General features: G+C 69.1%; 27 protein-coding genes and 2 tRNA genes. 10 read left to right on the top strand and 19 right to left on the bottom strand.

Translation table 11 applies throughout. The annotated features are described in order from the left end of the window. Position 1: 1 nt before the first annotated feature. The 3 genes from erpA to CEK65_RS10125 are packed head-to-tail and all read right to left on the bottom strand — an operon-like array spanning position 2 to position 1,611. On the bottom strand, positions 2 to 388 hold the full coding sequence (gene erpA, locus CEK65_RS10135) for an iron-sulfur cluster insertion protein ErpA (RefSeq protein ID WP_017908990.1): 387 nt from the start codon (positions 386 to 388) through the stop codon (positions 2 to 4). 31 nt (positions 389 to 419) lie between these two features. Next, the gene (locus CEK65_RS10130; RefSeq protein WP_017915509.1) at positions 420 to 869 is read right to left on the bottom strand and encodes a polymer-forming cytoskeletal protein; all 450 of its coding nucleotides are present in this window, start codon (positions 867 to 869) and stop codon (positions 420 to 422) included. Between the two features lie 7 nt (positions 870 to 876). Further along, positions 877 to 1,611 (bottom strand): DUF6776 family protein, encoded by a 735-nt coding sequence (locus CEK65_RS10125; protein WP_152181626.1) that lies wholly within the window; start codon positions 1,609 to 1,611, stop codon positions 877 to 879. Between the two features lie 185 nt (positions 1,612 to 1,796). Between CEK65_RS10125 and CEK65_RS10120 the strand changes: the two genes are divergently transcribed. From CEK65_RS10120 to CEK65_RS10110, 3 genes are read left to right on the top strand one after another with little or no spacing between them, the layout of a single operon-like run. After that, the gene (locus CEK65_RS10120; RefSeq protein ID WP_017912459.1) at positions 1,797 to 2,426 is read left to right on the top strand and encodes a DUF4126 domain-containing protein; all 630 of its coding nucleotides are present in this window, start codon (positions 1,797 to 1,799) and stop codon (positions 2,424 to 2,426) included. Positions 2,427 to 2,467: 41 nt separating this feature from the next. Further along, the gene (locus CEK65_RS10115) at positions 2,468 to 4,402 is read left to right on the top strand and encodes an EAL domain-containing protein (protein WP_152181625.1); all 1,935 of its coding nucleotides are present in this window, start codon (positions 2,468 to 2,470) and stop codon (positions 4,400 to 4,402) included. A gap of 2 nt (positions 4,403 to 4,404) precedes the next feature. Next, on the top strand, positions 4,405 to 7,089 hold the full coding sequence (locus tag CEK65_RS10110) for a hybrid sensor histidine kinase/response regulator (protein ID WP_152181624.1): 2,685 nt from the start codon (positions 4,405 to 4,407) through the stop codon (positions 7,087 to 7,089). 393 nt (positions 7,090 to 7,482) lie between these two features. Here the strand turns inward: CEK65_RS10110 and bfr are convergent, their stop codons facing one another. The 3 genes from bfr to CEK65_RS10095 form a co-directional block, all read right to left on the bottom strand. After that, the gene (gene bfr / locus CEK65_RS10105; protein ID WP_017910327.1) at positions 7,483 to 7,953 is read right to left on the bottom strand and encodes a bacterioferritin; all 471 of its coding nucleotides are present in this window, start codon (positions 7,951 to 7,953) and stop codon (positions 7,483 to 7,485) included. A gap of 103 nt (positions 7,954 to 8,056) precedes the next feature. Beyond that, positions 8,057 to 8,266, bottom strand: a complete 210-nt coding sequence (locus CEK65_RS10100) for a (2Fe-2S)-binding protein (RefSeq protein WP_017912292.1) — start codon at positions 8,264 to 8,266, stop codon at positions 8,057 to 8,059. A gap of 80 nt (positions 8,267 to 8,346) precedes the next feature. Next, complete coding sequence (locus CEK65_RS10095) at positions 8,347 to 8,958, bottom strand: RNA pyrophosphohydrolase (RefSeq protein ID WP_152181623.1); 612 nt, start codon at positions 8,956 to 8,958, stop codon at positions 8,347 to 8,349. A 120-nt stretch (positions 8,959 to 9,078) separates the two neighbouring features. On the opposite strand from CEK65_RS10095, the gene CEK65_RS10090 reads away from it, so the two are divergent. Together CEK65_RS10090 and CEK65_RS10085 are read left to right on the top strand one after the other, a co-directional pair. Beyond that, positions 9,079 to 9,155 (top strand) — tRNA-Met (locus tag CEK65_RS10090). Between the two features lie 41 nt (positions 9,156 to 9,196). Beyond that, positions 9,197 to 9,271: transfer RNA gene (locus CEK65_RS10085), tRNA-Gln, on the top strand. Positions 9,272 to 9,751: 480 nt separating this feature from the next. Here CEK65_RS10085 and rpsI read toward each other — a convergent pair. Continuing rightward, positions 9,752 to 10,144 carry a 30S ribosomal protein S9 gene (gene rpsI, locus CEK65_RS10080; protein WP_010341421.1) on the bottom strand — a complete coding sequence of 131 codons (393 nt, stop codon included), beginning with the start codon at positions 10,142 to 10,144 and terminating at the stop codon, positions 9,752 to 9,754. A 2-nt stretch (positions 10,145 to 10,146) separates the two neighbouring features. After that, positions 10,147 to 10,575 carry a 50S ribosomal protein L13 gene (gene rplM / locus CEK65_RS10075; RefSeq protein WP_010341420.1) on the bottom strand — a complete coding sequence of 143 codons (429 nt, stop codon included), beginning with the start codon at positions 10,573 to 10,575 and terminating at the stop codon, positions 10,147 to 10,149. Between the two features lie 215 nt (positions 10,576 to 10,790). On the opposite strand from rplM, the gene coq7 reads away from it, so the two are divergent. Both coq7 and CEK65_RS10065 read left to right on the top strand, forming a co-directional pair. Then, the gene (gene coq7 / locus CEK65_RS10070) at positions 10,791 to 11,435 is read left to right on the top strand and encodes a 2-polyprenyl-3-methyl-6-methoxy-1,4-benzoquinone monooxygenase (RefSeq protein WP_017913963.1); all 645 of its coding nucleotides are present in this window, start codon (positions 10,791 to 10,793) and stop codon (positions 11,433 to 11,435) included. Between the two features lie 228 nt (positions 11,436 to 11,663). Then, complete coding sequence (locus CEK65_RS10065; protein WP_017910330.1) at positions 11,664 to 12,128, top strand: hypothetical protein; 465 nt, start codon at positions 11,664 to 11,666, stop codon at positions 12,126 to 12,128. Positions 12,129 to 12,152: 24 nt separating this feature from the next. On the opposite strand, the gene CEK65_RS10060 is transcribed toward CEK65_RS10065, so the two are convergent. Together CEK65_RS10060 and speD are read right to left on the bottom strand one after the other, a co-directional pair. Beyond that, positions 12,153 to 12,470: a multidrug efflux SMR transporter gene (locus CEK65_RS10060; RefSeq protein WP_152181622.1), complete on the bottom strand. Its 318-nt coding sequence runs from the start codon at positions 12,468 to 12,470 to the stop codon at positions 12,153 to 12,155. A gap of 116 nt (positions 12,471 to 12,586) precedes the next feature. Beyond that, positions 12,587 to 13,381: an adenosylmethionine decarboxylase gene (speD, locus tag CEK65_RS10055; RefSeq protein WP_017910332.1), complete on the bottom strand. Its 795-nt coding sequence runs from the start codon at positions 13,379 to 13,381 to the stop codon at positions 12,587 to 12,589. A 147-nt stretch (positions 13,382 to 13,528) separates the two neighbouring features. Here speD and crp point away from each other — a divergent pair, with 147 nt between their 5' ends. The 3 genes from crp (at position 13,529) to CEK65_RS10040 (ending at position 16,216) form a co-directional block, all read left to right on the top strand. Then, positions 13,529 to 14,218, top strand: coding sequence for a cAMP-activated global transcriptional regulator CRP (gene crp / locus CEK65_RS10050; RefSeq protein WP_010341415.1), 690 nt, complete (start codon positions 13,529 to 13,531; stop codon positions 14,216 to 14,218). Positions 14,219 to 14,245: 27 nt separating this feature from the next. Continuing rightward, the gene (locus tag CEK65_RS10045; protein WP_017913961.1) at positions 14,246 to 15,004 is read left to right on the top strand and encodes a sulfite exporter TauE/SafE family protein; all 759 of its coding nucleotides are present in this window, start codon (positions 14,246 to 14,248) and stop codon (positions 15,002 to 15,004) included. A 195-nt stretch (positions 15,005 to 15,199) separates the two neighbouring features. Further along, entirely contained in the window at positions 15,200 to 16,216 is a 1,017-nt protein-coding gene (locus CEK65_RS10040) for a glycoside hydrolase family 5 protein (RefSeq protein WP_226980538.1), read from the top strand. 27 nt (positions 16,217 to 16,243) lie between these two features. Here the strand turns inward: CEK65_RS10040 and CEK65_RS10035 are convergent, their stop codons facing one another. The 9 genes from CEK65_RS10035 to trpE all read right to left on the bottom strand — a co-directional run bounded on the left by CEK65_RS10035 (position 16,244) and on the right by trpE (position 24,030). Continuing rightward, positions 16,244 to 16,981, bottom strand: a complete 738-nt coding sequence (locus CEK65_RS10035) for a haloacid dehalogenase-like hydrolase (protein ID WP_152181621.1) — start codon at positions 16,979 to 16,981, stop codon at positions 16,244 to 16,246. After that, positions 16,978 to 17,775 (bottom strand): indole-3-glycerol phosphate synthase TrpC, encoded by a 798-nt coding sequence (gene trpC / locus CEK65_RS10030; RefSeq protein WP_152181620.1) that lies wholly within the window; start codon positions 17,773 to 17,775, stop codon positions 16,978 to 16,980. The genes CEK65_RS10035 and trpC overlap by 4 nt, the downstream gene beginning before the upstream one ends. Before the next feature lie 87 nt (positions 17,776 to 17,862). Further along, complete coding sequence (trpD, locus tag CEK65_RS10025) at positions 17,863 to 18,900, bottom strand: anthranilate phosphoribosyltransferase (protein ID WP_152181619.1); 1,038 nt, start codon at positions 18,898 to 18,900, stop codon at positions 17,863 to 17,865. After that, positions 18,897 to 19,415, bottom strand: a complete 519-nt coding sequence (locus CEK65_RS10020; RefSeq protein WP_152181618.1) for a DUF3304 domain-containing protein — start codon at positions 19,413 to 19,415, stop codon at positions 18,897 to 18,899. Before CEK65_RS10020 ends, trpD begins: the two co-directional genes overlap by 4 nt. 9 nt (positions 19,416 to 19,424) lie before the next feature. Beyond that, the gene (locus CEK65_RS10015) at positions 19,425 to 20,063 is read right to left on the bottom strand and encodes a flavin reductase family protein (protein ID WP_152181617.1); all 639 of its coding nucleotides are present in this window, start codon (positions 20,061 to 20,063) and stop codon (positions 19,425 to 19,427) included. Positions 20,064 to 20,112: 49 nt separating this feature from the next. After that, entirely contained in the window at positions 20,113 to 20,691 is a 579-nt protein-coding gene (locus CEK65_RS10010; protein WP_017913955.1) for an aminodeoxychorismate/anthranilate synthase component II, read from the bottom strand. Positions 20,692 to 20,701: 10 nt separating this feature from the next. Further along, entirely contained in the window at positions 20,702 to 21,460 is a 759-nt protein-coding gene (locus CEK65_RS10005) for an SIMPL domain-containing protein (RefSeq protein WP_193314748.1), read from the bottom strand. A 27-nt stretch (positions 21,461 to 21,487) separates the two neighbouring features. After that, positions 21,488 to 22,558: an aminotransferase class I/II-fold pyridoxal phosphate-dependent enzyme gene (locus CEK65_RS10000; RefSeq protein ID WP_152181615.1), complete on the bottom strand. Its 1,071-nt coding sequence runs from the start codon at positions 22,556 to 22,558 to the stop codon at positions 21,488 to 21,490. Further along, a complete protein-coding gene (gene trpE / locus CEK65_RS09995) occupies positions 22,555 to 24,030 on the bottom strand; it encodes an anthranilate synthase component I (RefSeq protein WP_026143672.1) in 1,476 nt (491 codons plus the stop codon). The genes CEK65_RS10000 and trpE overlap by 4 nt, the downstream gene beginning before the upstream one ends. Between the last annotated feature and the right edge of the window lie 12 nt (positions 24,031 to 24,042).

Raw genomic sequence — 24,042 nt, 5'->3', positions numbered from 1 at the left:
TCTACACGCTGAAGCTGCTGCCGCACCCGCAGGTGGTCTTGGCGTTGGGATTGCGGATCACGAACTGCGCCCCGTGCAGGCCTTCGCTGTAATCCACTTCCGCGCCCATCAGGTATTGCAGGCTGAGCGGGTCGACCAGCAGGGTGACCTGGTCGGTCTGCACCGCCAGATCGTCCTCGGCGCGGTTCTCGTCGAACTCGAAGCCGTACTGGAAGCCGGAACAGCCGCCGCCCTGGATGTAGACGCGCAACGCCAGCGCGTCGTTGCCTTCCTCGCGGATCAGCTCGCGCACCTTGGCCGCGGCGGCCGCGGTGAAGTTCAACGGCCGGTCCAGGGACTGGTAATCGGGCGTGGGCGCGGCGCCGGGCAGGGAGACGAGAGTGCTCATGGCAGGAGAATGGGGACGGCGGACGACCGAATCAAGCCTCGGCGGTGAGCGCGAGCGGCGGCTCGGCGTCGCCGGCCGCCTCGCGGTGCGCTTCCGGCGGCGCCAGCGCGGCCAGGCTGCCGGCGTGGATCAGGCGCCCAGTCAGCTGCGCGCCGGCGTTCATCTCCACCACCTGGTAGTGCACGTTGCCCTGCACCCGCGCCTTGGACGCCAGTTCCACGCGCTCGGCGGCATGCACGTCGCCGATCAGCTGGCCGTTGATGATCACCACCGGCGCGCGCACCTCGCCCTCGATACTGCCGTGCTCGGACAGGGTCAGCGTGGCCGGCGCGCCGTCTTCGGCGACGACCTTGCCGAGGATGCGCCCTTCCACGTAGAGGCCGCCGCTGAACACCAGGTCGCCGCGGATCACCACCTGCGCGCCGATCAGCGTATCGACCACGGTCTGGCCGCTGTTGCGGCTGTTCTTGTTCCCAAACATAGGCTGATTATTCCCCTTTGCCGTTACCGGCCAATGTCCAATCGAAGGTCTGGCTGACCGGCGCCCCGCTGCCGCTCAATGCCACCCGCACCCGTTGCGGGGTGAAGCCCTTGGGCAGGATCACGCTGCCGTCCAGTTGCTGGAAGTAGCGGAACGAGTAGTCCTGCCCGGGCACACCGGTCTTCTGGTGCAGTTCGTCCCAGCCGACGCTGGTCAGTTTGCCGCCGCGCACGCCTTCCACGGTCAGCCGCAGTTGCCCCTGGCTGATCGCGCCACGGTTGAGATTCTGGGTCAGCACCACGTTGTAGCGCCAGGTGCCGCCGGCCTCGGCGGAGAACTCCACCGAATGCACGCTCAGGCCCTTGCGCTGGCTGGTCGCGCCGACCAAGCGCTCGTAGAACGCCACGTCGGCCCGCAGCCCGGCGATCTCCTCGTCGCGCTCGGCCAGCGAACTCTGCACCTCGTTGTTGGCGGCGCGGCTGATCTGGTCGGAACGGGCCAGGGTCGCCTGGCGCTGGTTGAGCGTCTCGATCTGCCGCTGCTGCGCCTGCAGGTTGCGTTCGGCCTCGCGCAACTGCGCGCTGACCGCACCGAGTCGCGGCGCGGCCTGGCGGCTGGCCAGCCACCAGGTCAGGGCCAGCGACAGCAGCCACAGCCCGGCCAGCAACAACCACAGCCCGCGGCCGCGGCGGGGCGCGGCGCCATTGGGCACGATCTGGAAACGGGGAACGGGTCGGTTCATGCGCGCTGCCGCGCCACCGAGGCGGCGCCGGCGTCGATCCTCGCGGGTCGGCCTGCTGGGCCACCTAGTGTAAGCCACCCTCCTGAGCGGCGCCGGACTGCGCGGCCGGCCCGCGCCGCGGGCTGGCCTTCGTGGCGGGCTTGGCCGATAGTGGCCGGCATCCGTGCTTTGCAGGAGCGCCTGCCATGACCGACGCCCATCTCTTCGTAATCGGCATCCTGCTGGCCTGGCTGGCCGGCATCCGCGTCTACCTGACCGTGTTCGGCATCGGCCTGGCCGGCCTGCTCGGCTGGCTGGAGCTGCCGCCGGCGCTGCAGGCGACGCAGTCGTGGTGGGTGCTCGGCACCTCCGGCGCGCTGGCGCTGGCCGAGTTCTTCGCCGACAAGATCCCCGGCGTGGATTCGGTGTGGGACCTGCTGCAGACCCTGACCCGGATTCCGGCCGGCGCCTTCCTGGCCGCGGCCACGCTTTCGCCCGACGGCCAGCTGAGCGCCGGCGCGCTGGCCACCGGCGCGGGCGTGGCGCTGACCAGCCACGCGCTCAAGGCCGGCACCCGCGCCCTGCTCAACACCTCGCCGGAACCGGCCAGCAACTGGATCGCCTCGCTGGCCGAGGATTCGGTGGTGATCGCCGCGCTGGCCCTGGCCCTGGCGCACCCGTGGCTGGCGCTGGCCGTCGTGCTGGCGGCGAGCGCACTCGGCGCGTTGCTGGTGTGGTGGACATGGCGCCTGCTGTGGCGGGGCATGCGCCGCCTGCTGGCCTCGCCGACGGCACCGGCCGGCAACGTCTCGCACCCCGGCGCACAGCCATCGTGAACTTCGTCGCATAATTGGACGCGCCCCAGGAACCAGACGCGATGCCCGCCAACGACACCGCTCCGCTTTCCCCTCGCGAGGACGCGCGCGCGCGCCATGTCCGCGCCGAGACCCCGCCGCCGCACTACTGGCGGCGCTGGGTCGGCGACGCGGAGCGCGCGGCGCCCGCCGATCCCGCCGCCGGTGACGGCCTGGCCGCTCCGGTGCCCACCGAACTGGCGGCAGCCGCCACGCCACTGGCCGCCAGCGAGCACGACGACGGCACCGGCGACGCCAACGCGGCCGCCTTCGTGGTCGCCGACGCCGCCTCCGATCCCGCCGCACCGGCCGCGGCCGCGCCGTACCGCGTGCTGATCGTCGAGGACGACCGCGCGCAGGCGCTGTTCGCGCAGAGCGTGCTGCATGGCGCCGGCATGCATGCGCAGGTGCAGATGCAGGCCGAAGGCGTGCAGCAGGCCATCGTCGACTACCGGCCGGACCTGATCCTGATGGACCTGCACATGCCGGGACTGGACGGCATGCGCCTGACCGCGCTGATCCGCCAGCAGCCACAGCACCAGCTGCTGCCGATCGTGTTCCTGTCCGGCGACGCCGATCCGGAACTGGAATACGAAGTGCTCGACAATGGCGCCGACGACTTCCTGACCAAGCCGATCCGGCCGCGGCACCTGATCGCCGCGGTCTCCAACCGCATCCGCCGCGCCCGCCAGCAGGCCCAGCAAGGCCACGCCGAGGCGGTGCCGCTGAACAACCCCGAGACCGGCCTGCCGACCCGCGCCCACGTGCTGCAGTTGCTGGACACGACGCTGCGCGCGCGCCGCCCCGGCAGCCTGTACTTCATCGAGATCGCCAGCGCGCTCGGCCTGCGCGAACGCTATGGCTACGCCGCGTTCGAGCGGCTGATGGTGCAGGCCGGGCGCCGCCTGGCCGGCATCACCGCGCCGCAGCCGCTGGCGCGGCTCAACGACAATAGCTTCCTGCTGCTGGCCGACGACGCCGATGCCGACGCGCAGCGGCAACGCGCGCAGAGCCTGCGCGACACCCTGTCCGGCCACGCCTTCCCGTTGCGCGAGGACGAGGCGCTGCACCTGCGCTGCGCGATCGGCTACGCCGACTTCGGCCATGGCTTCGAGGACGCCGGCAGCGCGCTCGAAGCGGTCGAACGCACCGCGCTGCAGGCGCGGCTGCATCCGCAGAGCATCGCCGCCTACGTGCCGCCGCGCACGGACGAGGACCTGCAGCGCATCGCGATGCTGGAGGGACAACTGGAGCCGGCCTACCAGCCGATCGTCGCCGTCGCCGGCGGCGACATCGCCCAGTACCAGGTGCTGCTGCGCCTGCGCCAGCGCGACGGCAGCCTGCTCTCGGCCGGCCAGGTGCTGCCGGCCGCCGAGGCCGGCGGACGCCTCGCCGACCTCGACCAGCAGGTGCTGGACCACGCGCTGGGCCTGCTGCATCTGTACCAGCACGCCACTCCGCCGCTGCGCCTGTTCGTCTCGCAGTCCACGCGCACGCTGGCGCGCACCGCCTTCGCCGAATGGCTGATCGACACCATCGGCCGGCGCGGCGTCACCGGCACCTCGCTGGTGATCGACCTGCGCCTGGACGATGCGCTGGTCCACACCGCCACGCTGCAGCAGTTCTGCGCACGGCTGATGCCGCTGGGCGTGCAGTTCTGCATCAGCCAGTTCGAACCGGGCGCCGAGGCCGAAGCGCTACTGGCGCATCTGCCGCTGGGTTATCTGCGCCTGTCGGCACGCTTCGCCGGCGCGCATGCCGATCCCGAACTGCGCGACCAGCTGCGCGCCACCATCGACCTGGCGCACCGCGCCGGCCTGCTGATCATCGGCCAGCAGATCGAACAGGCGCAGGCCGCGGCCGCGATGTGGATGGGCGGGGTCGACTTCATCCAGGGCAACCTGGTGCAGTCGGTCGGCGACCAGCTGAACTTCGACTTCCAGAACGCGGTGCTCTAGCCATGTCCGTCCGCAGACGTCGGCCCGTCCCGCGGCCGGCGACCTTCGCCGCGGCGCTCGCCGTCGCCGGCACCTTGCTGGCGCTGCCGCCGCTGGCGCTGCCGTTGCCGCCGCTGTGGCATTGGTTGGCGCCGCTGTGCATGGCCGCCGCCGCGGCGCTGGCCACCCTGGCTGGCTGCCGCGCGCGCCAGCAGATCGAACGCCTGGATGCGGCGCTGGCGCGTGCCGCGCTGGCCGAGTCCGAGCGCAACGCCCTGCAACACGACGTGCACGTGCGCGAGCGGCTGGAACAGGAACTGCTGCAGGCCAAGCAGGCCGCCGAGGCCGCCGTGCTGGCCAAGGGCGAGTTCCTGGCGACGATGAGCCACGAAATCCGCACCCCGCTCAACGGCATCATCCCGATGCTGGAACTGATCGGGCGCGGCCCGCTCGGCCTGGACCAGCGCGAGATGCTGCGCGCGGCCAACACCTCCTCGCTGCAACTGCTGCGCATCGTCGACGACATCCTGGACTACTCCAAGCTGGAAGCGAACCGGCTGGAGCTGGAGATCACCACCTTCAACCTGCGCGAACTGCTCGACGGCGTGCTGGAGCTGATGCAGCGCGCGGCCGAGGCCAAGGGCCTGCGCATGGCGCTGCAACTGGACCCGGCGGTGCGCCTGCCGGTGCGCGGCGATCCGGTGCGCCTGCGCCAGGTGCTGAGCAACCTGCTCGGCAACGCGGTCAAGTTCACCGCGCGCGGCGGCATCGACCTGGGCGTGCGCCGGCTCGGCGAGACCCCGGCACAGCACCTGCTGCGCTTCGAGGTACGCGACACCGGCATCGGCATCAGCGCCGAGCGCCAGGAGCACCTGTTCCAGGCCTTCACCCAAGCCGACGCCTCCACCACCCGCCTGTACGGCGGCACCGGGCTGGGCCTGACCATCTGCAAGCGCATCGTCGAACTGATGGGCGGGCGCATCGGCGTGGCGTCGCGGCAGGGCCATGGCGCCACGTTCTGGTTCGAGATCCCGCTGCTGAAGGTGATCGGCGACCTGCCGCAGAATCCGGGCGGCCTGCCGCGGCTGCATGCGCTGCTGGTCGGCGCCGACCAGCGCCTGCAGCAGCGCCTGAGCGTGCTGCTGCCGAACTGGGGCGTGCAGGTGAGCAAGGTCGATTCGACCCAGGAGGCGCTGGAGCGGCTGCGCGGCAACGGCAGTGGCGGTAGCGTGCGCCCGACCTACGATCTGGTGATCGGCGACCTGGATGGACTGCGGCAGAGCGCGCGCGCCCTGCAACGCGCGGTGGCGCGCCTGCCGGCGCCGCAGACCGCGCGGCTGATCTGGCTGTACGGCGAGGCCGACATTCCCGAGGAAATCCGCGCGCACGGCGCGCTGCTGTCGCGGCAGGCGGCGGACATCGACCTGCGCAGCATGCTGGCGCTGGCCCCGGCGACGCCGAGCCTGGCCAGCGAGACCGCTGGCGATGGCGCCGACACCGCCGACGCGTTCTACCACGACGCCTTCGCGACGGACGTCATGGATGCCCCCGCACCGGCCCGCGCCGCGGAACCGACGACCGTCGTGGCCGACGCGCCGCCGCCGCGCAGCGGCTACCGCCTGCTGCTGGTCGAGGACAATCCGGTCAACCTGATGGTGGCGCGGCGGTTGCTGGAATCGCTCGGCCACCATGCCGACAGCGTCGAGGACGGCGCCGCCGCATTGGCGCAGTTGTCGCGGCAGCCGTACGACCTGGTGATGATGGACTGCCAGATGCCGGTGCTGGACGGCTACGCCGCTACCCGGCAGTGGCGCCAGCGCGAGGCCGATGCGTCGCGCCCGCGCCTGCCGATCGTGGCGATGACCGCCAACGCGATGGCCGGCGACCGCCAGCGCTGCCTCGATGCCGGCATGGACGATTACCTGTCCAAGCCGCTCGACCGCGCGCGGCTGGAGGACTGCCTGCAGCGCTGGCTGCCGCTGCAGCCGGCGGCCGCGCCGGCCAGCGCGGCGTTCGCGCCGGAGGCGGATGCAGCCGCGGACGGGTCCGCGGCGATCGCCAGCGGGCCAGCGGCGGATGCACTCGCCGACGCGGTGCACGTCGAACCGCAGGACACCCGCCACACCCCCCTGCACACGACGGACGCCGCCACGGCGTCCAGCCCCACCACCACGTCGACCGCCTCGATGCCATCGCCCGATCACGCCACGCTCGACGTCCCCCCGGCAGCGCCTGCGTTGGAACAGGACCTGGCATCGCGCGGCGCCACCGCAACGTCGACGCTGCCGCTCGCCGCGCCGGAGGCAGACGATCCGGAACCGCCCTCAGCGGTGCCGGCGCCGGTGCTGGAGATCGCCGTGCTCGACGAGTTACGCGAGGTCATCGGCTCGGCCAGCGTGGCGCAGATCGTCGAGCTGTTCCTGGCCGATGCGCCGCTGCTGATCCAGCGCCTGGAGCAGGCTGCGGCGACGGCGCAGAGCGACGCGCTGCGCGAGGCCGCACACACGCTGAAGTCCTCGGCCGCCAACCTCGGCGCATTGGCGCTGTCGGCGGCGGCGCTGCGCATCGAGTCGGGCGTGCGCACCGGCACGCTGGATCGCCCCGTGGTCGCGGTCGCCCTGGTGATCGCCGAGTTCGCGCGTGCGCGCCTGGCGCTGAGCGGCTACCGCGCCAGCGTCCGCGATGCCGCCGAGCCCGCCGAACCCTAGCGCGGTATCGCGCTACGGCGCGTCTGCAGGCGACACGATCGCCCGCAAGACCCGGCCACAGTGCATCGAAGACATCGACGCACGGCCTACTGCCTTTCTTGTAGGAACGCTTCAGCGCGACAAGGCGCTACCGGTAATGCCATCGCGGCTGAAGCCGCTCTTACAGGAGAGCGAGGTGGTGCGATGCCGATGCCATGTCGGCCGCATGGATTCGCGCAGAAGCAGCGTGTGCCGCTGCGCTGGATCAGCGGCGTTCTTGCGCCAGCCACGCGTCGCGGCTGCATGACAGTTGACTCCTGCACGTGCATGTCAGCGCCATCCCGGAGCGCAGAGCGAACAACATCCTGCGCGGCGCCGACACAGGCCAGCGCCGCGGCCTCATGCGCCGACGATTCAGTCGTCGAGCTTGGTCAGCAGGTAGTTCGGCTCGCCGATCCGGTCGATCAGGTCGAGCTGGGTTTCCAGCCAGTCGATGTGCTCTTCTTCCGATTCCAGGATGTCGGCCAGGAGCTGGCGGCTGACGTAGTCCTGGATCGATTCGGCGTAGGCGATGCCTTCGCGCAGGGTGACCGTGCCGTCCTGTTCCAGCGCCAGGTCGCACTCGAGGATTTCCTTGGGGTTCTCGCCGATGCGCAGCTTGCCCAGCGCCTGGAAGTTGGGGAGCCCCTCGAGGAACAGGATGCGGTCCGCCAGCTTGTCGGCGTGCTTCATCTCGTCGATGGATTCCTTGTACTCGTGCTCGGCCAGTTCCTTCAGGCCCCAGTTCTTCAGCATCTTGGCGTGCAGGAAGTACTGGTTGATCGCGGTCAGCTCGTTGTAGAGGACCTTGTTGAGGAACTCGATGACTTTGCTGTCGCCCTTCATTGCATCGCTCGCGTAAGCCGGAAAGCGCAGACTCTAGCGAATCGCGCTGCGACGTGAAGGAACGCGAATCGTGATCATCCCGCGCTGCAGCGCGGCGACGGCCTCAGGCGGCGCGGGCCAGGCCGCCGAGCACCGGCAGGGGCAGCTCGCGGCTCAGCGCGCGCTCCAGCAGGTCGCCGGCCATGTCCAGACAGGAGCCGCAGGTGGCCCCGCAGCCCGTGCGCATGGTCAGTTCGGACACGCTGCGGCAGCCGGCTTCGGCGGCTTCGCGGATCTGGCGATCGGTGACCCCATTGCAGATGCAGACGTACACGGCGGGCTTGGCGGCGGACGGCGCGGACTGCGCCTGGCACCCATTCAAACCAAAGTGAGAATGGTTGTCAATTCCGCCCGTTAATCGTTATTAATCCGCGCTACCCAAGGTCCGCCGCGCTTGCGTGGACGCTTGCGCGGCCGCTCGTGGCCCGCCGTATTGCCCGGCAGCCAGGCCTCCTGGGCCAGGGTCGGCATGGCGCGGATGCCGGCGCCGGCGATGGTCTGCGCCAACGGCGCCAGGTGGCGCAGCGCCCGCGCATAGACCCCGCGCTTGAACAGCACCACGTGCTGCACCGGGTACCAGAAATCGACCCAGCGCCAGTGGTCGAACTCCGGCGTCTCGGTCAGTTCCAGGTTCAGCTGGCTCTCGTCGCACTGCATCCGCAACAGGAACCAGACCTGCTTCTGGCCGATGCAGACCTGGCGCTCGTTGCGGCGGATAGCCCGGCTGGGCAGGCGATAGCGCAGCCAACCGGGGGTGGCGCCGAGCACTTCCACATGCTCGGGCAACAGCCCGGTTTCTTCGCGCAACTCGCGGTACATGGCCTCCACCGGGGTCTCGTCGGTGTTCATGCCGCCTTGCGGGAACTGCCAGCCGTCCCGGCGCACACGGCGTGCCCAGAACACCTGACCATCCGGCCGCATCAGCACGATGCCTACGTTCGGTCGATAGCCGTCCGGATCGATCACGATGCGGACTCCTGAAAAATCTACTGGCTCCGACTCTGCCATGGCTGCGGCCGGGCCACAAGCAGCGCAAAAACCCGTTGACAGCCGCCCGCTTCTCCATAAGAATTGGCGGTTCACCAGGGCTATGTAGCTCAGCCGGTTAGAGCACAGCACTCATAATGCTGGGGTCGGTGGTTCGAGTCCACCCATAGCCACCATGGTGTGCACGCCCAAGGCGTGCGATACTTGCAGTCCACATTGCCCCGTCGCCAAGCGGTAAGGCACCTGACTCTGACTCAGGCATTCGGTGGTTCGAATCCATCCGGGGCAGCCAAACAAAAAAAGAAGGCCGATCGAAAGATCGGCCTTCTTTTTTTGTTTGGCGCGGGGTTTGCGCAGGCGCTTCGCGCCTACGCCCCACATCTTGCTGCGCAAGATGTGGGCCCCAGCCCTTCCGCTTCCACATCCCCGCGCCTGTCGGCGCGCCCCCTTGGACTCCAAGGGGGCTACTCCACCAGATGGAATGCGGATCGTTGGAAGCAGGCGCGAGCCTATGAACTTCATCGGAAGCATTTCGGCAGCAGGGCGCGCGACCTCGAGCGTGAGGCAGGAAACCTCCCAGCGACCCCGGACCTCCAATCAGGCCGGCGATCGCCCAAGCCCGTGAGCAGATCCAACGAGGCAGAGCCTCGACGACCACCACTGCACTTGCCAGCACAAACCACAACCCTAGAACGACAAAAGCCCGGCCGAAGCCGGGCTTTTGCTTGGTCCCCAGCGGGCTCCCAAGGGAGCCCACGCCAGGCGCGATGGATCAGCGCTTGGAGAACTGGGTGGCGCGACGGGCCTTGTGCAGACCGACCTTCTTACGCTCGACTTCGCGGGCGTCGCGGGTCATGAAGCCGGCCTTGCGCAGCTCGGTCTTCAGGGTTTCGTCGTACTCGACCAGCGCACGGGCGATGCCCAGACGGATCGCACCGGCCTGGCCGGTGGTGCCGCCGCCGGTGGCTGTGACCAGGATGTCGAAGCTTTCGGTGTTCTTGGTCAGCTCCAGCGGCTGGCGCACGATCATGCGCGCGGTCTCGCGGCCGAAGAACTCGTCCAGCGGACGGCCGTTGACGGAGATGTTGCCGGTGCCCTTGCGCAGGAACACGCGAGCGGTGGAGGACTTGCGGCGGCCAGTGCCGTAGTTTTGCGAAATCGCCATGATTAGATATCCAGAACCTGCGGCTGCTGAGCGGCGTGCGGATGCTCCGCACCGGAATAGACCTTGAGCTTGCGGTACATCGCGCGGCCCAGCGGGCCCTTGGGCAGCATGCCCTTGACCGCGATTTCGATCACGCGCTCCGGGTGGCGCTCCAGCGCCTGCTCCAGGCTCTCGGTCTTCAGGTTGCCGATGTAGCCAGTGAAGCGGTGGTACTTCTTGTCCTTGAGCTTGTTGCCGGTGACGACGATCTTCTCGGCGTTGATCACCACCAGGTAATCGCCGGTATCGACGTGCGGGGTGTAGACCGGCTTGTGCTTGCCGCGCAGGCGGCGGGCCAGTTCGGTGGAAAGCCGGCCCAGCGTTTTGCCGGCGGCGTCGACGAGATACCAGTCGCGCTGGACGGTCTCGGACTTAGCAGTGAAGGTGCTCATGATCAGACTCGGTTGGTCGGGCGGATTCCTGCAGCGAACGGCCGGAACTTTGCCACGCGTTGTGAATTGCAAAAACGCAAGAGGCGAAATTCTACGCGGCCCGGCCGGCCGGCGCAAGTCCACCCATGACCGGCGGAGATCGGGCAGGCGGCGCGCTTGGCAGTGCGCCGGCCGGGGGCGAAAATCGGGATCCCCACTGCTTCCGGGCTTCCCCCATGACCGCCAGCCGCCAGCATTCCCCGCTCGATCGCGCCCTGGTCGAGGCCCAGCGCGCGCTGGAGACCGTATTCGGCGACCCGCCGGCGCAGCGCCCCTACCCGGCCGCGGCCACCGCCGATGTGGTGCTGGCGCCGGACGAGCGCCGCCATGCCGCCGGCCTGATGCGCATCAACCACGTCGGCGAGGTCTGCGCGCAGGGCCTGTATTTCGGCCAGGCCGCGGTCGCGCGCGATCCGGCCACCCGTGCGCACCTGCTGGAGGCGGCGCAGGAAGAGACCGACCACCTGGCCTGGTGCGCGGCGCGGCTGCGCGAGCTGGACAGCCGCCCCAGCCTGTTCAACCCACTGTGGTACGCCGGCAGCTACGCGATCGGCACCCTGGCCGGGCTGCGCGGCGACGGCTGGAACCTGGGCTTCGTGGTCGAGACCGAGCGCCAGGTCGAGGCGCACCTGGACGAACACCTGCAGACCCTGCCGCCGGCGGACCTGCGCAGCCGCGACGTGCTGACAGTGATGAAGGCCGACGAGGCCCGCCACGCCGAACATGCCGAACAGGCCGGGGCGCGGCGCCTGCCGCCGCCGATCCCCACGGTCATGGCCGCCGCCTCGCGACTGATGAAGGCCGTCGCCTATCGGCTGTAGCCGCCCGCCGGTCGGGCCGATGCCACCCCGGCTGGCATTGCCGCGCCGATCGCGTTAAAGTGAACGAACGCTGACTGATTCCACGTCGGCGCACGCCGTTCCGGCTGCGGTATCGCCATGTGCCGCAACCACCGATGTACCCGTGCCGAGTCGCGCCCGCGTGCGCTCCGCCTGCAGACTGTCATGCCCGCATCCTCGCCCCATCTGCCATCGCCCCGGACCCGCTGGTTGTCGCGCCTGCTGTTCGCGACCCTGTTCGCGATCGGCGGCGGCGCCCTGCTGCATCACCTGCTCGGCGACTACCGCCAGGCCAGCGCGATCCTGCGCGACCATTCGGTCGCCACCGTCCCGGTGATCGCCGACGGCGCCTTCGGCGTGCAGACCGAGCCACTGGTGCGCTACCGCTTCCACTATGTGTTCGAGAGCAAGGGCCGCCTGCACAGCGGCGCCTTCGAGGCCAGCGGCGCGGAGGCCGCGCCGTTGCTGCTGGACGGCGCCACGGTCGAGATCGCCTACGCCAATGCCGATCCCGCACGCTTCGGGCGCCTGGACCAGCTGCAGCACGCCGGCAACCTCGGCAGCGTGTTCACCCGCGCGCTGATCGCGCTGTCGATCGCCGCCCTGCTGGCGGTGGTCGCGCACCGGCTGCTGATCGGCCGGGTGCTGACCCGGCGCCGCATCGCCGCCGCCTGAGGCCCACGCGCGCGCGGGCTGCGCTCAGTGCCCGACCAGCTTCAGGCCGATCACCCCGACCACGATCAGGCCGATGCAGGCCAGCCGCGCCGGCGAGGCGCTGTCGCCGAACAGGGCGATGCCGAGCACCGCCGTGCCCAGCGCACCGATCCCGGTCCAGATCGCATAGGCGGTGCCCAGCGGGATGTGCTTGAGCGCCTGGGTCAGCAGCCACAGGCTCAGGCCCGCACCGGCCAGGGTGGCCACGGTCGGCCACGACCGGGTGAAGCCTTCGCTGTACTTCAGGCCGAGGGCGAAACCGATCTCGAACAGACCGGCGAGCAGCAGGTAGATCCAGGGCATTGTCTTTCTCCGTAGACAAATGAAAACGAAAACGGCCCGATGTCTGCACATCGGGCCGCCGTCGGCAGGGGTCGCAGCGCGTGCTGCGGGCGGGCCGTCCCGCCGGTGTGGAGCGCTTACTCGGACAGGTTGCGCCCGTGGAACAGCTCCTCGATCTCGCGCTTGAGCAGCGCCTCGATGCGCATGCGCTCCTTGAACGAGAGATTCTTGGCCTTTTCCTCGAACAGGTACTGGTCCAGGTCGAAGTCCTTCAGGTGCATCTTGGTGTGGAAGATGTTCTCCTGATAGACGTTGACGTCGAACATCTCGTAGCGCGACTTGACGTTCTTGGCCAGGAAGTTCTGGATCGAGTTGATCTTGTGGTCGATGTAGTGCTTCTTGCCCTTCACGTCGCGGGTGAAGCCGCGCACGCGGTAATCCATGATCACGATGTCCGATTCCAGGCTCTCGATCAGGTAATTGAGGGCCTTCAGCGGCGAAATCACGCCGCAGGTGGCGACATCGATGTCGGCGCGGAACGTGGCGATACCGTGCTGCGGATGGGTTTCCGGGTAGGTATGGACGGTGATGTGGCTCTTGTCCATGTGCGCGACCACGGCGTCGGAAATGATCTCCTTGCCCGCCGCCTTCTTGTCGATGACCGGCTCCTCGGAGATCAGGATCGTCACCGAGGCGCCCTGCGGATCGTAGTCCTGGCGCGCGATGTTGAGGATGTTGGCGCCGATGATCTCGGCCACATCGGTGAGGATCTGGGTCAGGCGATCGGCGTCGTACTGCTCGTCGATGTACTCGATGTAGCGCTGGCGCTCCTCTTCGGAGATCGCGTAGCAGACGTCGTAGATGTTGAAGCTCAACGCCTTGGTGAGGTTGTTGAAACCTTGCAGCCTCAGGCGAGGCAACGGCTTGACCACGGCGTGGATCCTCTGGAAGTGGGTCGGGGGGAAAGCCAATCAATTATGAGCCAAATGGCCGCGCTGCGAAACGTGGCGTCCGTCTCTTGTTTGCCGCCGCGAACGCGTCCCGTTAAGCTTCGGGAATTACGCCGTAGCGAAGCCGCCATGAGCCCCGGAAACACATCCACTGCAGCACCTGTGCGCATCGCTCCAAGTCCTTTGACGTTGGACACCGCCACCATCGACCGCTTCCTGGCCCACAGCCACCGTCGCCGCTATCCGGCGCGGACGGACGTGTTCAGGCCAGGCGATCCGGCCGGCACCCTGTACTACGTGGTCAGCGGCTCGGTCAGCATCATCGCCGAGGAAGATGACGACCGCGAGTTGGTGCTGGGCTATTTCGGCAGCGGCGAGTTCGTCGGCGAGATGGGCCTGTTCATCGAGTCCGACCAGCGCGAGGTGATCCTGCGCACCCGTACGCCCTGCGAACTGGCCGAGATCAGCTACGAGCGCCTGCACCAGCTGTTCCTGGGCTCGCTGTCGTCCGATGCGCCGCGGGTGCTGTACGCGATCGGCGTGCAGCTGTCCAAGCGCCTGCTGGACACCTCGCGCAAGGCCAGTCGCCTGGCGTTCCTGGACGTGACCGACCGCATCGTGCGCACCCTGCACGACCTGGCCCAGGAGCCGGAGGCGATGAGCCACCCGCAGGGCATGCAGTTGCGCGTGTCGCGGCAGGAACTGGCGCGACTGGTCGGCTGCTCGCGCGAGATGGCCGGCCGCGTGCTGAAGAAGCTGCAGGTCGACGGCATCCTGCACGCCCGCGGCAAGACCGTGGTGCTGTACGGCGCGCGCTGACCGCCATGGGTCGATAGGCCCGGCACGATGGTGCTGAGCGAGACCTTCTACTGGTTCGTGCTGGTCGGCCTGGCCGCCCAGCTGGTGGACGGCGCGCTGGGCATGGCGTTCGGCCTGGTCTCGTCCTCGGTCCTGCTGAGCCTGGGCCTGCCGCCGGCGGTGGTCAGCGCCAGCGTGCACAGCGCCGAGGTGTTCACCACCGGCGCCTCGGGCCTGTCGCACCTGGCCCTGGGCAACGTCGACAAGCGGCTGTTCCTGCGCCTGGCGCTGCCGGGCATGGTCGGCGGGGTCGCCGGCGCCTACGTGCTGACCCAGTTGCCGGGCGAGCTGATCCGCCCCTTCGTCTATCTGTATCTGCTGGCCCTGGCGGTGCTGATCCTGCTGCGCGCGGCCGGCCGTGCGCTGCCGCGCCGCGAGGTGCGACGGGTGCCGCTGCTGGGTTTCGTCGCCGGCCTGCTGGACGCCAGCGGTGGTGGCGGCTGGGGCCCGGTGGCGACCTCGACCCTGCTCGCCCACGGCGGCCAGGCCCGCACCACCATCGGCACGGTCAACGCCGCCGAGTTCCTGGTGACGCTGTCGATCTCGCTGACCTTTCTGCTGACCATGGGCGTGCAACACCTGGACATCGTGCTCGGCCTGCTGGTCGGCGGCATGCTCGCCGCGCCGCTGGCGGCGCTGCTGGTCAAGCGCGTGCGCGAGCGCTGGGTGCTGGTGGCGGTGGGCCTGCTGGTGCTGGGCATCAGCCTGTATCAGGTGGGCGGGGCGCTGTATCGGTGGTTGGGGTGAGGCCCGGGATTTGGGAGTCGGGATTGGGGATTCGCAAAGGCGGTCTCCGCGGCGCCTGAAGCCGTTGCGCTGGTGACCCGATCTGCGGTCAGGCCGCGTTCGCTTTTGCCGGGGCGGGCCGCGCGATGATCGCGGCCGGGATGCCGCCGCCGATGGCCGCGCGTCTCGCCACTCCCCTGCCCCCGCGAGACCGCCATGCGTGCCATCCCATTGCTCCTGGCCTTGTTGTGTCTGGCGCTGCCGGCGCCGCGCGCACGGGCCGACGACGCCTTCGCCCGGCTCGGGCGCGGGGTCAACATCCTCGGCTACGATCCGCTGTGGAACGACCCGGCGAAGGCGCGTTTCCGCTCGCCGCTGTACCGCACGATCCGCGACGGCGGCTTCCGCACGGTGCGGGTCAACCTGCAGGCATTCGCGCACATGGACGCGGACAACCGGCTCGACCCGACCTGGCTGAAGACGCTGGATACGGTGGTCGACCAGGCCACCGCCGCGGGCCTGAACGTGATCCTGGACGAACACGACTTCCACCCCTGCGCGGCCGACGCGGCGGTGTGCCGTACCAAGTTGCTGGCGTTCTGGAGCCAGGTCGCCCCGCGCTACCGCCATGCGCCGCCGTCGGTGCTGTTCGAGATCCTCAACGAGCCCAACGGCCAGATGACCAGCGCGGTGTGGAACGACCTGCTGCACGATGCGCTGCAGATCATCCGCCGCGACAACCCGACCCGCACGGTGGTGGTGGGCCCGGCCAGCAGCAATTCCTTCACCGCGCTCGACAGCCTGCGCCTGCCCGACGACGATGCGCACCTGCTGGTCACCGTGCACTACTACAACCCGTTCCGCTTCACCCACCAGGGCGCGCCGTGGGCCCCGGCGGACATCCGCGACCACACCGGCGTGAGCTGGGGCAGCGCAGCCGACCGGACCAAGCTCTACGGCGAGTTCGACCGCATCGCGGCCTGGGCCAAGGCGCATCACCGGCAGGTACTGCTGGGCGAGTTCGGTGCCTACGAACAGGCGCCGCCGGCCGATCGCCTGGCCTGGACGGTGGCGGTGGTCAACGCCGCCGAGAAACGCCATTTCGCCTGGGCGTATTGGGAGTTCGAGGGCAGCTTCGGCGCCTACGACATCGACCGCGGGCAATGGGTCGCGCCGCTGCACCATGCGCTGGTGGGCAGCGACAGCGCTTACCGCGGGGCTGCCGGCGGCTGACGCCGGCCTTCCCCGCCGCGGCGCGCCCTAGCGGGAACCGCCAGCGTCGCCGGCGCGGTCGCGGCAGCCCCAGTTGAGGATCGGCGTGCCGGACGGCAGCAGCCGGCGGAACACCGCCACCGCGCCGTGCTTGGGATTGACCACCACCGGCGCGGCCGCAGCCTGCAGCAGCGGCAGATCGGCGATGCTGTCGGAATAGGCCATGGCGATCTCGCCGTAGCCCAGTTCGCGCAGCATGCGCATCTTTTCCTCGTTGTGGCAGTGGCGCGTGGCGGTGACCGCGCCCAGGCGCGGGCCGATCAGGCTGCCGACCACCGGCACGTCCTGGTGCGCGACGAAGCCGAGGATGGCGCGCGCCAGTTCCGGCGGCGCGCCGGTGGCGACCACCACGCGATCGCCGGCGGCGCGGTGCCGGGCGAACACCTCCAGCGCCTGCGGCAGCAGCCGCTGGCGGATCTGCGCCTGATGCTGCAACACGTACTGGTCGATGATGCGGTTGAACTCGCGGGCGCGGCGCAGGCCGAAGCTGGCGATCCAGACGTAGCCGGAAATGCCGGTGCGCCGGGTCGGCAGCATCGCCACCAGCGGCCCCAGCAACGGGGTGGCCAGCACCGCGGCGGCCAGGCGCAGCGGATTGCGCTTGATCAGCCAGGCGAACAGGTGACTGCCGGAATCGCCGTCGTACAGGGTGTGGTCGAAATCGAACACCACCAGCGGCGCATCGGCGCGCGGCAGCGGATACGGGCTGGCGTCCTGCCCGCTCATGCCGCGAAGAACAGCTGGCGCAGCGCCTCGCCCGGTTCCTCGGCGCGCATGAACGCCTCGCCGACCAGGAACGCGTGCACGCCGGCGCCGCGCATCAGCGCCACGTCGTCCGGGCCGAGGATGCCGCTTTCGGTGACCAGCAGGCGATCGCGCGGCACCGCGCCCTGCATCGACAGGGTGGTCTGCAGCGACACCTCGAAGGTGCGCAGGTTGCGGTTGTTGATGCCGATCAGCGGCGCCGGCACCTGCAGCGCGCGTTCCAGTTCGTCGATGTCGTGCACTTCCACCAGCACGTCCATGCCCAGCTGCAGGGCAAGCGACGACAGCTCGGCCAGTTGCAGGTCGTCCAGCGCGGCCACGATCAGCAGGATGCAGTCGGCGCCGAGCGTGCGCGCCTCGTACACCTGGTACGGATCGATGGTGAAGTCCTTGCGCAGCACCGGCAGGGTGCAGGCGTCGCGCGCCTGCTGCAGATAGCGGTCGTGGCCCTGGAAGAAATCCTCGTCGGTCAGCACCGACAGGCAGGCGGCGCCGCCGAATTCGTAGCTGACCGCGATGTCGGCCGGGTGGAAGTCCGGGCGGATCACGCCCTTGGACGGGCTGGCCTTCTTGACCTCGGCGATCACCGCCGGGTCGCCGTTGGCGATCGCCGCCTGCAGCGCGCGGGCGAAGCCGCGGGTGGGCGGCATGGCCTCGGCGCGGGCGACCAACTCGGCCAGCGGCACGCGCGCGCTGCGCTCGGCGATCTCGTCGGCCTTGCGCGCGAGGATGGTGCGGAGAATGTCGCTGCTCATGCGGTGGGAATCCTGGGGGATGGCCGGATTATCGGCGATGCAGGGTGTCGGGGGTGAGAACCGGGATCGGGCGCTGGCGAAGGCGGTTCAGTCCAGCCCGGCCAGGCCACGGGTGCAGGCCACGTAGGCTTCCAGCTTCGCCCGCGCACGCCCATCGGCGATGGCCGCACGCGCCAGGGCGATGCCGGCACCGATGTCCTCGGCCAGGCCGGCCACGTACAGCGCCGCGCCGGCGTTGAAGGCGACGATGTCCAGCGCCGGGCCGGGCACGTTGTCGAGCACCGCGCGCAGCATCGCCATCGATTCGGCGGCGTCGGCGACCTTGAGGTTGCGGCTGGCCGACATGGCGATGCCGAAGTCCTCCGGGTGCACTTCGTACTCGCGGACCTGGCCGTCGCGCAGTTCGCCGACCAGGGTGCCGGCGCCCAGCGAGAGCTCGTCCATGTCGTCGCGGCCCCACACCACCAACGCGCGCTCGGCGCCCAGTTCCTGCAGCACGCGCGCCTGGATGCCGACCAGGTCGGGGTGGAACACGCCCATCAGGATGTTCGGCGCGCCGGCCGGGTTGGTCAGCGGGCCGAGGATGTTGAAGATGGTGCGCACGCCCATCTCGCGCCGCACCGGCGCCACCACCTTCATCGCCGGGTGGTGCACCGGGGCGTACATGAAGCCGATGCCGGTCGCCGCCAATGCCTGCGCCACCTGCTCGGGCTGCAGTTCGATCGCCGCGCCCAGCGCCTCCAGCGCATCGGCGCTGCCGGACTTGGAGGAGACGCTGCGGTTGCCGTGCTTGGCGACCTTGGCGCCGGCCGCCGCGGCCACGAACATCGCGCAGGTGGAAATGTTGAAGGTGTGCGAGCCGTCGCCGCCGGTACCGACGATGTCGACCATGTGGGTGCGGTCGACGACCGGCACGGTGCGCGAGAACTCGCGCATCACCACCGCCGCACCGGCGATCTCGCCGACCGTTTCCTTCTTGACCCGCAGCCCGGTGAGGATGGCCGCGGTCATCATCGGCGACACCTCCCCGCGCATGATCTGCCGCATCAGCCCCACCATCTCGTCGTGGAAGATCTCGCGGTGCTCGATGGTGCGTTGCAGGGCTTGTTGGGGCGTGATGGTCATGGGAGAGGAGCTGCTCGTAGCTGGGGAAGAAGTAGATCTTTTCGGGTTTCCCAGGGGCGCTTATCTTCTTCGCTCATGGGGTAAAGAGGGTGTCCAATGCCATATTCCGAAATGACTACCTTGACTTTATGATCTGGATAAAAATGCACTTGAATATCCCCGCCTTGGCTTGGATATTGGGGTAGATCAACAATTGCTTCTTGCGGCGATGGGGGCTGCGGGCCATTTTGCGTGGTGTCATAGGTCCATTGGATCTTGACCTTCATTCCCGGATGCCAACGCCTTGGAATGGACGCACAGCATGAAAATTTCCCGCCCCCTTCCTCGGGCGAAAGGTTGGGTCCACTTGCGCCGTCGACTGTAAATCTCTCGATGCCCCAATCGCTCATGTGATTGTAACCAGTCACAGATGCGGGCAAGCGATCATTGCCGCAACCACTTAATGAGATGCAGGCGACAAGCATGGACAATGAATTCCAGTACTGGATGCGCTTTTTTGTTTTTCTGTTTTGCATGTGATGCGCTCAGCGCGCCTGCGTCGGCCGCGACATGCGCAGGCGCCCTTGCGCCAGCACCTCGAAGTAGTCGGCCGGGCCGCCGGCGCGCAGCAGGGTGGCGACCGCGGCCGGGTCGTAGATGCCGTCCTGCAGGGCGTGCTCGGCGATGTGCACGCCGACCACCTCGCCCAGCACCAGCCAGGTCTGGATCGGCTCGCCGCGTGCGCTCTGCAGCGGCAGCAACTGGCTGAGCCGGCATTCGAAGCTGACCGGGCTGGCGGCCACCCGCGGCGCGCCGATCAGGCGCGAGGGCGCGGCGGCCAGGCCGGCCAGCGCGAACTCGTCCACCTCCGGCGCCACCGCGGCGGAACTGGCGTTCATCGCCTCGGCCAGCGGCCGCGTGGCCAGGTTCCAGGTGAACTCGCCCGTGGCCTCGATGTTGCGCACGCTGTCCTTCCAGCCGATGCTGGCGAAACCGACGATCGGCGGCACGTAGTTGAAGGCGTTGAAGAAGCTGTAGGGCGCCAGGTTGGCGACGCCGTCGGCGCCGCGCGAACCGATCCAGCCGATCGGCCGCGGCCCGACGATGGCGTTGAACGGATCGTGCGGCAAGCCGTGGCCGTTGGCCGGTTCGTAGAAATGGAAGGCGTCGGTGCGCTCGTGCATCGGCAGGGTCCGGCAGTGACGGGAAGCGGGCGACGCCCGCGCGGCGCGCTCAGCGCTCCAGGAAGTTCTTCAGCAGGGCGTGGCCATGCTCGGTGAGGATGGACTCGGGATGGAACTGCACGCCCTCGACCGGGAACTGGCGATGGCGCAGGCCCATGATCTCCTCCACCGTGCCGTCGTCGTGTTCGGTCCAGGCCGTCACTTCCAGGCAGTCGGGCAGCGTGGTCTTCTCCACCACCAGCGAGTGGTAGCGGGTGGCCTCGTAGCGGTCCGGCAGGCCGGCGAACACGCCGCGGCCTTCGTGGCGAATGCGCGAAGTCTTGCCGTGCATGATGGTGCCGGCACGCACCACCTGCCCGCCATAGACCTGGCCGATGCTCTGGTGACCCAGGCACACGCCCAGGATCGGCGTGCGCTGGCCCAGCCGCTCGATCAGTTGCAGCGACACGCCCGCCTCGTTCGGCGTGCACGGCCCCGGCGAGATGACGATGCGCTCGGGCGCCAGGCGCTCGATCTCGTCCACGCTGAGCGCATCGTTGCGCACCACCTTGACCTCGGCGCCGAGCGCCTGCAGGTACTGCACGAGGTTGTAGGTAAAGCTGTCGTAGTTATCCAGCATCAGCAGCATGGCGAAGGACTCATTGCGCGATCAGGAAGACCGCATAGACGTTTTCGGAAAGGGTGAGGGTGCCGGCTTCGAGGGATTCGGCGGCGGACGGCGGCATCGGGAGTGGCGTAGGTTGGGAGTTGCCGCTGAAGAGATCTTGGCGACGCGATTCCGATGGCCAATGGCCAGCCTGGATGCCATAGGCAAAGGCCGGCGCCACTTCCGAAATGGTGTAAAGGCCGCCCAGACGCACGCCGTAGGCGTTTGCCAGCGCTTGCGCCGACGCTCGGGTCTGTTCGGCAGCCTGGCGCTTGAGCTCTGCACGCAGCGCGACTTCGCCGCTATAGCGCGGTGCGATGCCGGACACTTGCAGTTCTTCGCTGGTCCTGAGCTTGCCTAGCAAACCACGCACATCGTCCAGCGTACCGAAATCAGCAGACAAGGTTCGCTGCACGCGGGTCCCGCTGAAGATTTGCTTGTCGTCTTCATAGCGCTGCTCTGGCTCGATCGACAGCGTCGTCGCCTGCACGCTGTCAGCGAGCGCGTGCTGTTGCTTGAATGCAAGCAGCACGTTTGCCGCATTGGCCTGCACACGTTTACGCGCCGCATCTGGATCGGCATCCACTGCGCTCAGCGTGATCTTGACCCCGAAGCGATCCGGCACCACCTCGCGCTGCGCCTCCCCCTTCACCAACAGATGCGGCTGCGACGGCAGGCTGTTGACCTGCGCGCTGGCGACGGCCGGCAAGGCCAGCACCGCGGCAACGGCCCAGGCGACAAGCGTACGAATGTTCATCTTCCTCTCCTTGGCGGAATGTCAGCCGGCCGCACGCGGCGTGCCGGAGTGGATCAGCGCGGCGAAATCCGCGATCAACGTGTCGACCGCATCGGCCTGCGTCGCCCACGACGTCACGAAGCGGATCACCCAGCGGCCGTCGCCCAACAGTTGCCAGCGCTCGAAGTCGTAGCGCTGTGCCAGGGTCTCGACCGCGGCGGCGGGCAGGATCACGAACAGCTGGTTGGTCGGCGAATCCGAGGCGAACTCCGCGCCGGCCGCAGCCAGTCCCTCGCGCAGCCGCGCGGCCATGCGGTTGGCGTGCGCGGCCAGTTCGTAGAACAGCCCGTCCTCGAGCAGCGCGGCGAACTGTGTGCCCAGCACCATGCCCTTGGCCAGCAGCGCGCCGCGCTGCTTGAGCAGGTAGCGGAAATCCGCTTTCAACACCGGGTTGAGGATCACCAGCGCCTCGCCGAGCAAGGCACCATTCTTGGTGCCGCCGATGTAGAACGCGTCGGTCAGCGCGGCGACGTCGGCCATGCGCAGATCGTTGCCCGCGGCGGTGAGCGCGCTGCCGATGCGCGCGCCGTCCAGGAACAGCAGCAGGCCATGCGCGTCGCAGAACGCGCGCAAGGCCTGCAGTTCGTGCTTGCGGTAGATCGTGCCGACCTCGGTGGTGTTGGACACGTAGACCAACCGCGGCTGCACCATGTGCTCGTTGCCGTGCTCGGCCAGCAACGGCGCGATCCGCTCCGGCGTGAGCCGGCCATCGGCCGCGTCCACGGTGAGCACCTTGTGGCCGGTGGCCTCGATCGCGCCGGTCTCGTGGGTGGCGATGTGGCCGCAGGCCGCGGCGATCACCGCCTGGTGCGGGCGCAGGAACGCGGCGATGGCGGTGAGGTTGGTCTGGGTGCCGCCGACCAGCAGGTGCACGTCGGCGTCGGCGCAGCCGATCTCGGCGCGGATCAGTTCGGCGGCGCGCGCGCTATGCCGGTCCAGGCCGTAGCCGGCATTCTGCTCGGCGCTGGCAGTGGCCAGGACGGCGAGCAGGCGCGGATGCGCGCCTTCGCTGTAGTCGTTGCGGAAGCCGATCCGCGGCGCGGCGGCGCTCACAGCCCCTTCGCCGCTTCGGCGACCGCGCGGAACAGCGCGCGACCCTTGTTCATCGTCTCGTCCCATTCGGTCTGCGGGTCGGAGTCGTAGACGATGCCGGCGCCGGCCTGCACGTGCAGGCGGCCGTGCTTGATCACGGCGGTGCGGATGGCGATGGCGGTGTCGGCGTCGCCGTGCCAGCCAAGGTAGCCGATGCTGCCTGCGTAGACGTTGCGCTTGATCGGCTCCAGCTCGCGGATGACTTCCAGCGCGCGGATCTTCGGCGCGCCGCTGACGGTGCCGGCGGGGAAGGTAGCGCGCAGCACGTCGGCATAGCTCAGGCCGGGCAGCAGGGTGCCGGTGACTTCGCTGACGATGTGCATGACGTGGCTGTAGCGCTCGATCACGAAGCGTTCGCCGACGGCGACGCTGCCGGCCTGCGAGACCCGGCCGGCATCGTTGCGGCCCAGGTCGATCAGCATCAGGTGCTCGGCGCGCTCCTTTGGATCGGCCAGCAGTTCCGCCTCCAGCGCCTGGTCCTCTTCCGGGGTCTTGCCGCGCGGGCGGGTACCGGCGATCGGACGCACGGTGACCTGGCCGTTCTCCAGCCGCACCAGGATCTCCGGCGAGGAACCGACCACCTGGGTGTCGCCGACGTCGAGGAAATACATGTACGGCGACGGATTCAGCGCGCGCAGCGCGCGGTACACGTCCACCGGGCGCGCGGTGAACGGCACGCTCAGGCGCTGGCTCAGCACCACCTGGAAGATGTCGCCGGCGCGGATGTAGTCCTTGGATTTCTCCACCGCGGCGATGAAGCCCTCGCGGGTGAAACCGGAGACGAAGTCGCTCTCGTCCAGCACGTCGCGCGCCAGCGGCGCGGGGTAACCGGCGCCGGGCTGGCGCAGCGTGGTGGTGAGCGTATCCAGGCGCGCCTGCGCGCGCTCCCAGGCGTCGGCTTCGGCCGGGTCGGCGTGCACGATCAGGTACAGGCGGCCCTTGAGGTTGTCGAAGACCGCCACTTCCTCGGACAGCATCAGCAGGATGTCAGGCGTGTCCAGTTCGTCGCGTGCCACCGCGCCGGCCAGGCGCGGCTCGATATAACCGATGCATTCGAAGCCGAACCAGCCGACCAGGCCGCCGGTGAAGCCGGGCACGCCCGCCAGCTTGGGCACCACATGCTGGGCGCGCAGCGCCTCGACCTCGGCGAAGGGATCGGCGACCTCGCGGCGCTCGATCAGTTCGCCATGGTCGCGCACCTCCAGGGTGTGCCCGCGGAAGGTGTACACGCGGCGCACCGGCAGGCCGATGATCGAGTAACGCCCGAAGCGTTCGCCACCTTCGACCGATTCGAACAGGTAGGTGTGCGGGGCGTCGGCGAGCTTGAGATAGACCGACAGAGGCGTGTCCAGGTCGGACAGCACTTCGCGGACGACGGGGATGCGGGTGTGACCTTCAGCGGCGTAGCGCTGGAACTGCTCGCGGGTAATCAAGACGGCTTTCCT

Origin of the sequence: Xanthomonas sp. LMG 12459, assembly GCF_009192905.1 — a bacterium.
Classification (GTDB): domain Bacteria; phylum Pseudomonadota; class Gammaproteobacteria; order Xanthomonadales; family Xanthomonadaceae; genus Xanthomonas_A; species Xanthomonas_A sontii.
This window is presented reverse-complemented; position numbering and strand designations above follow the sequence as displayed.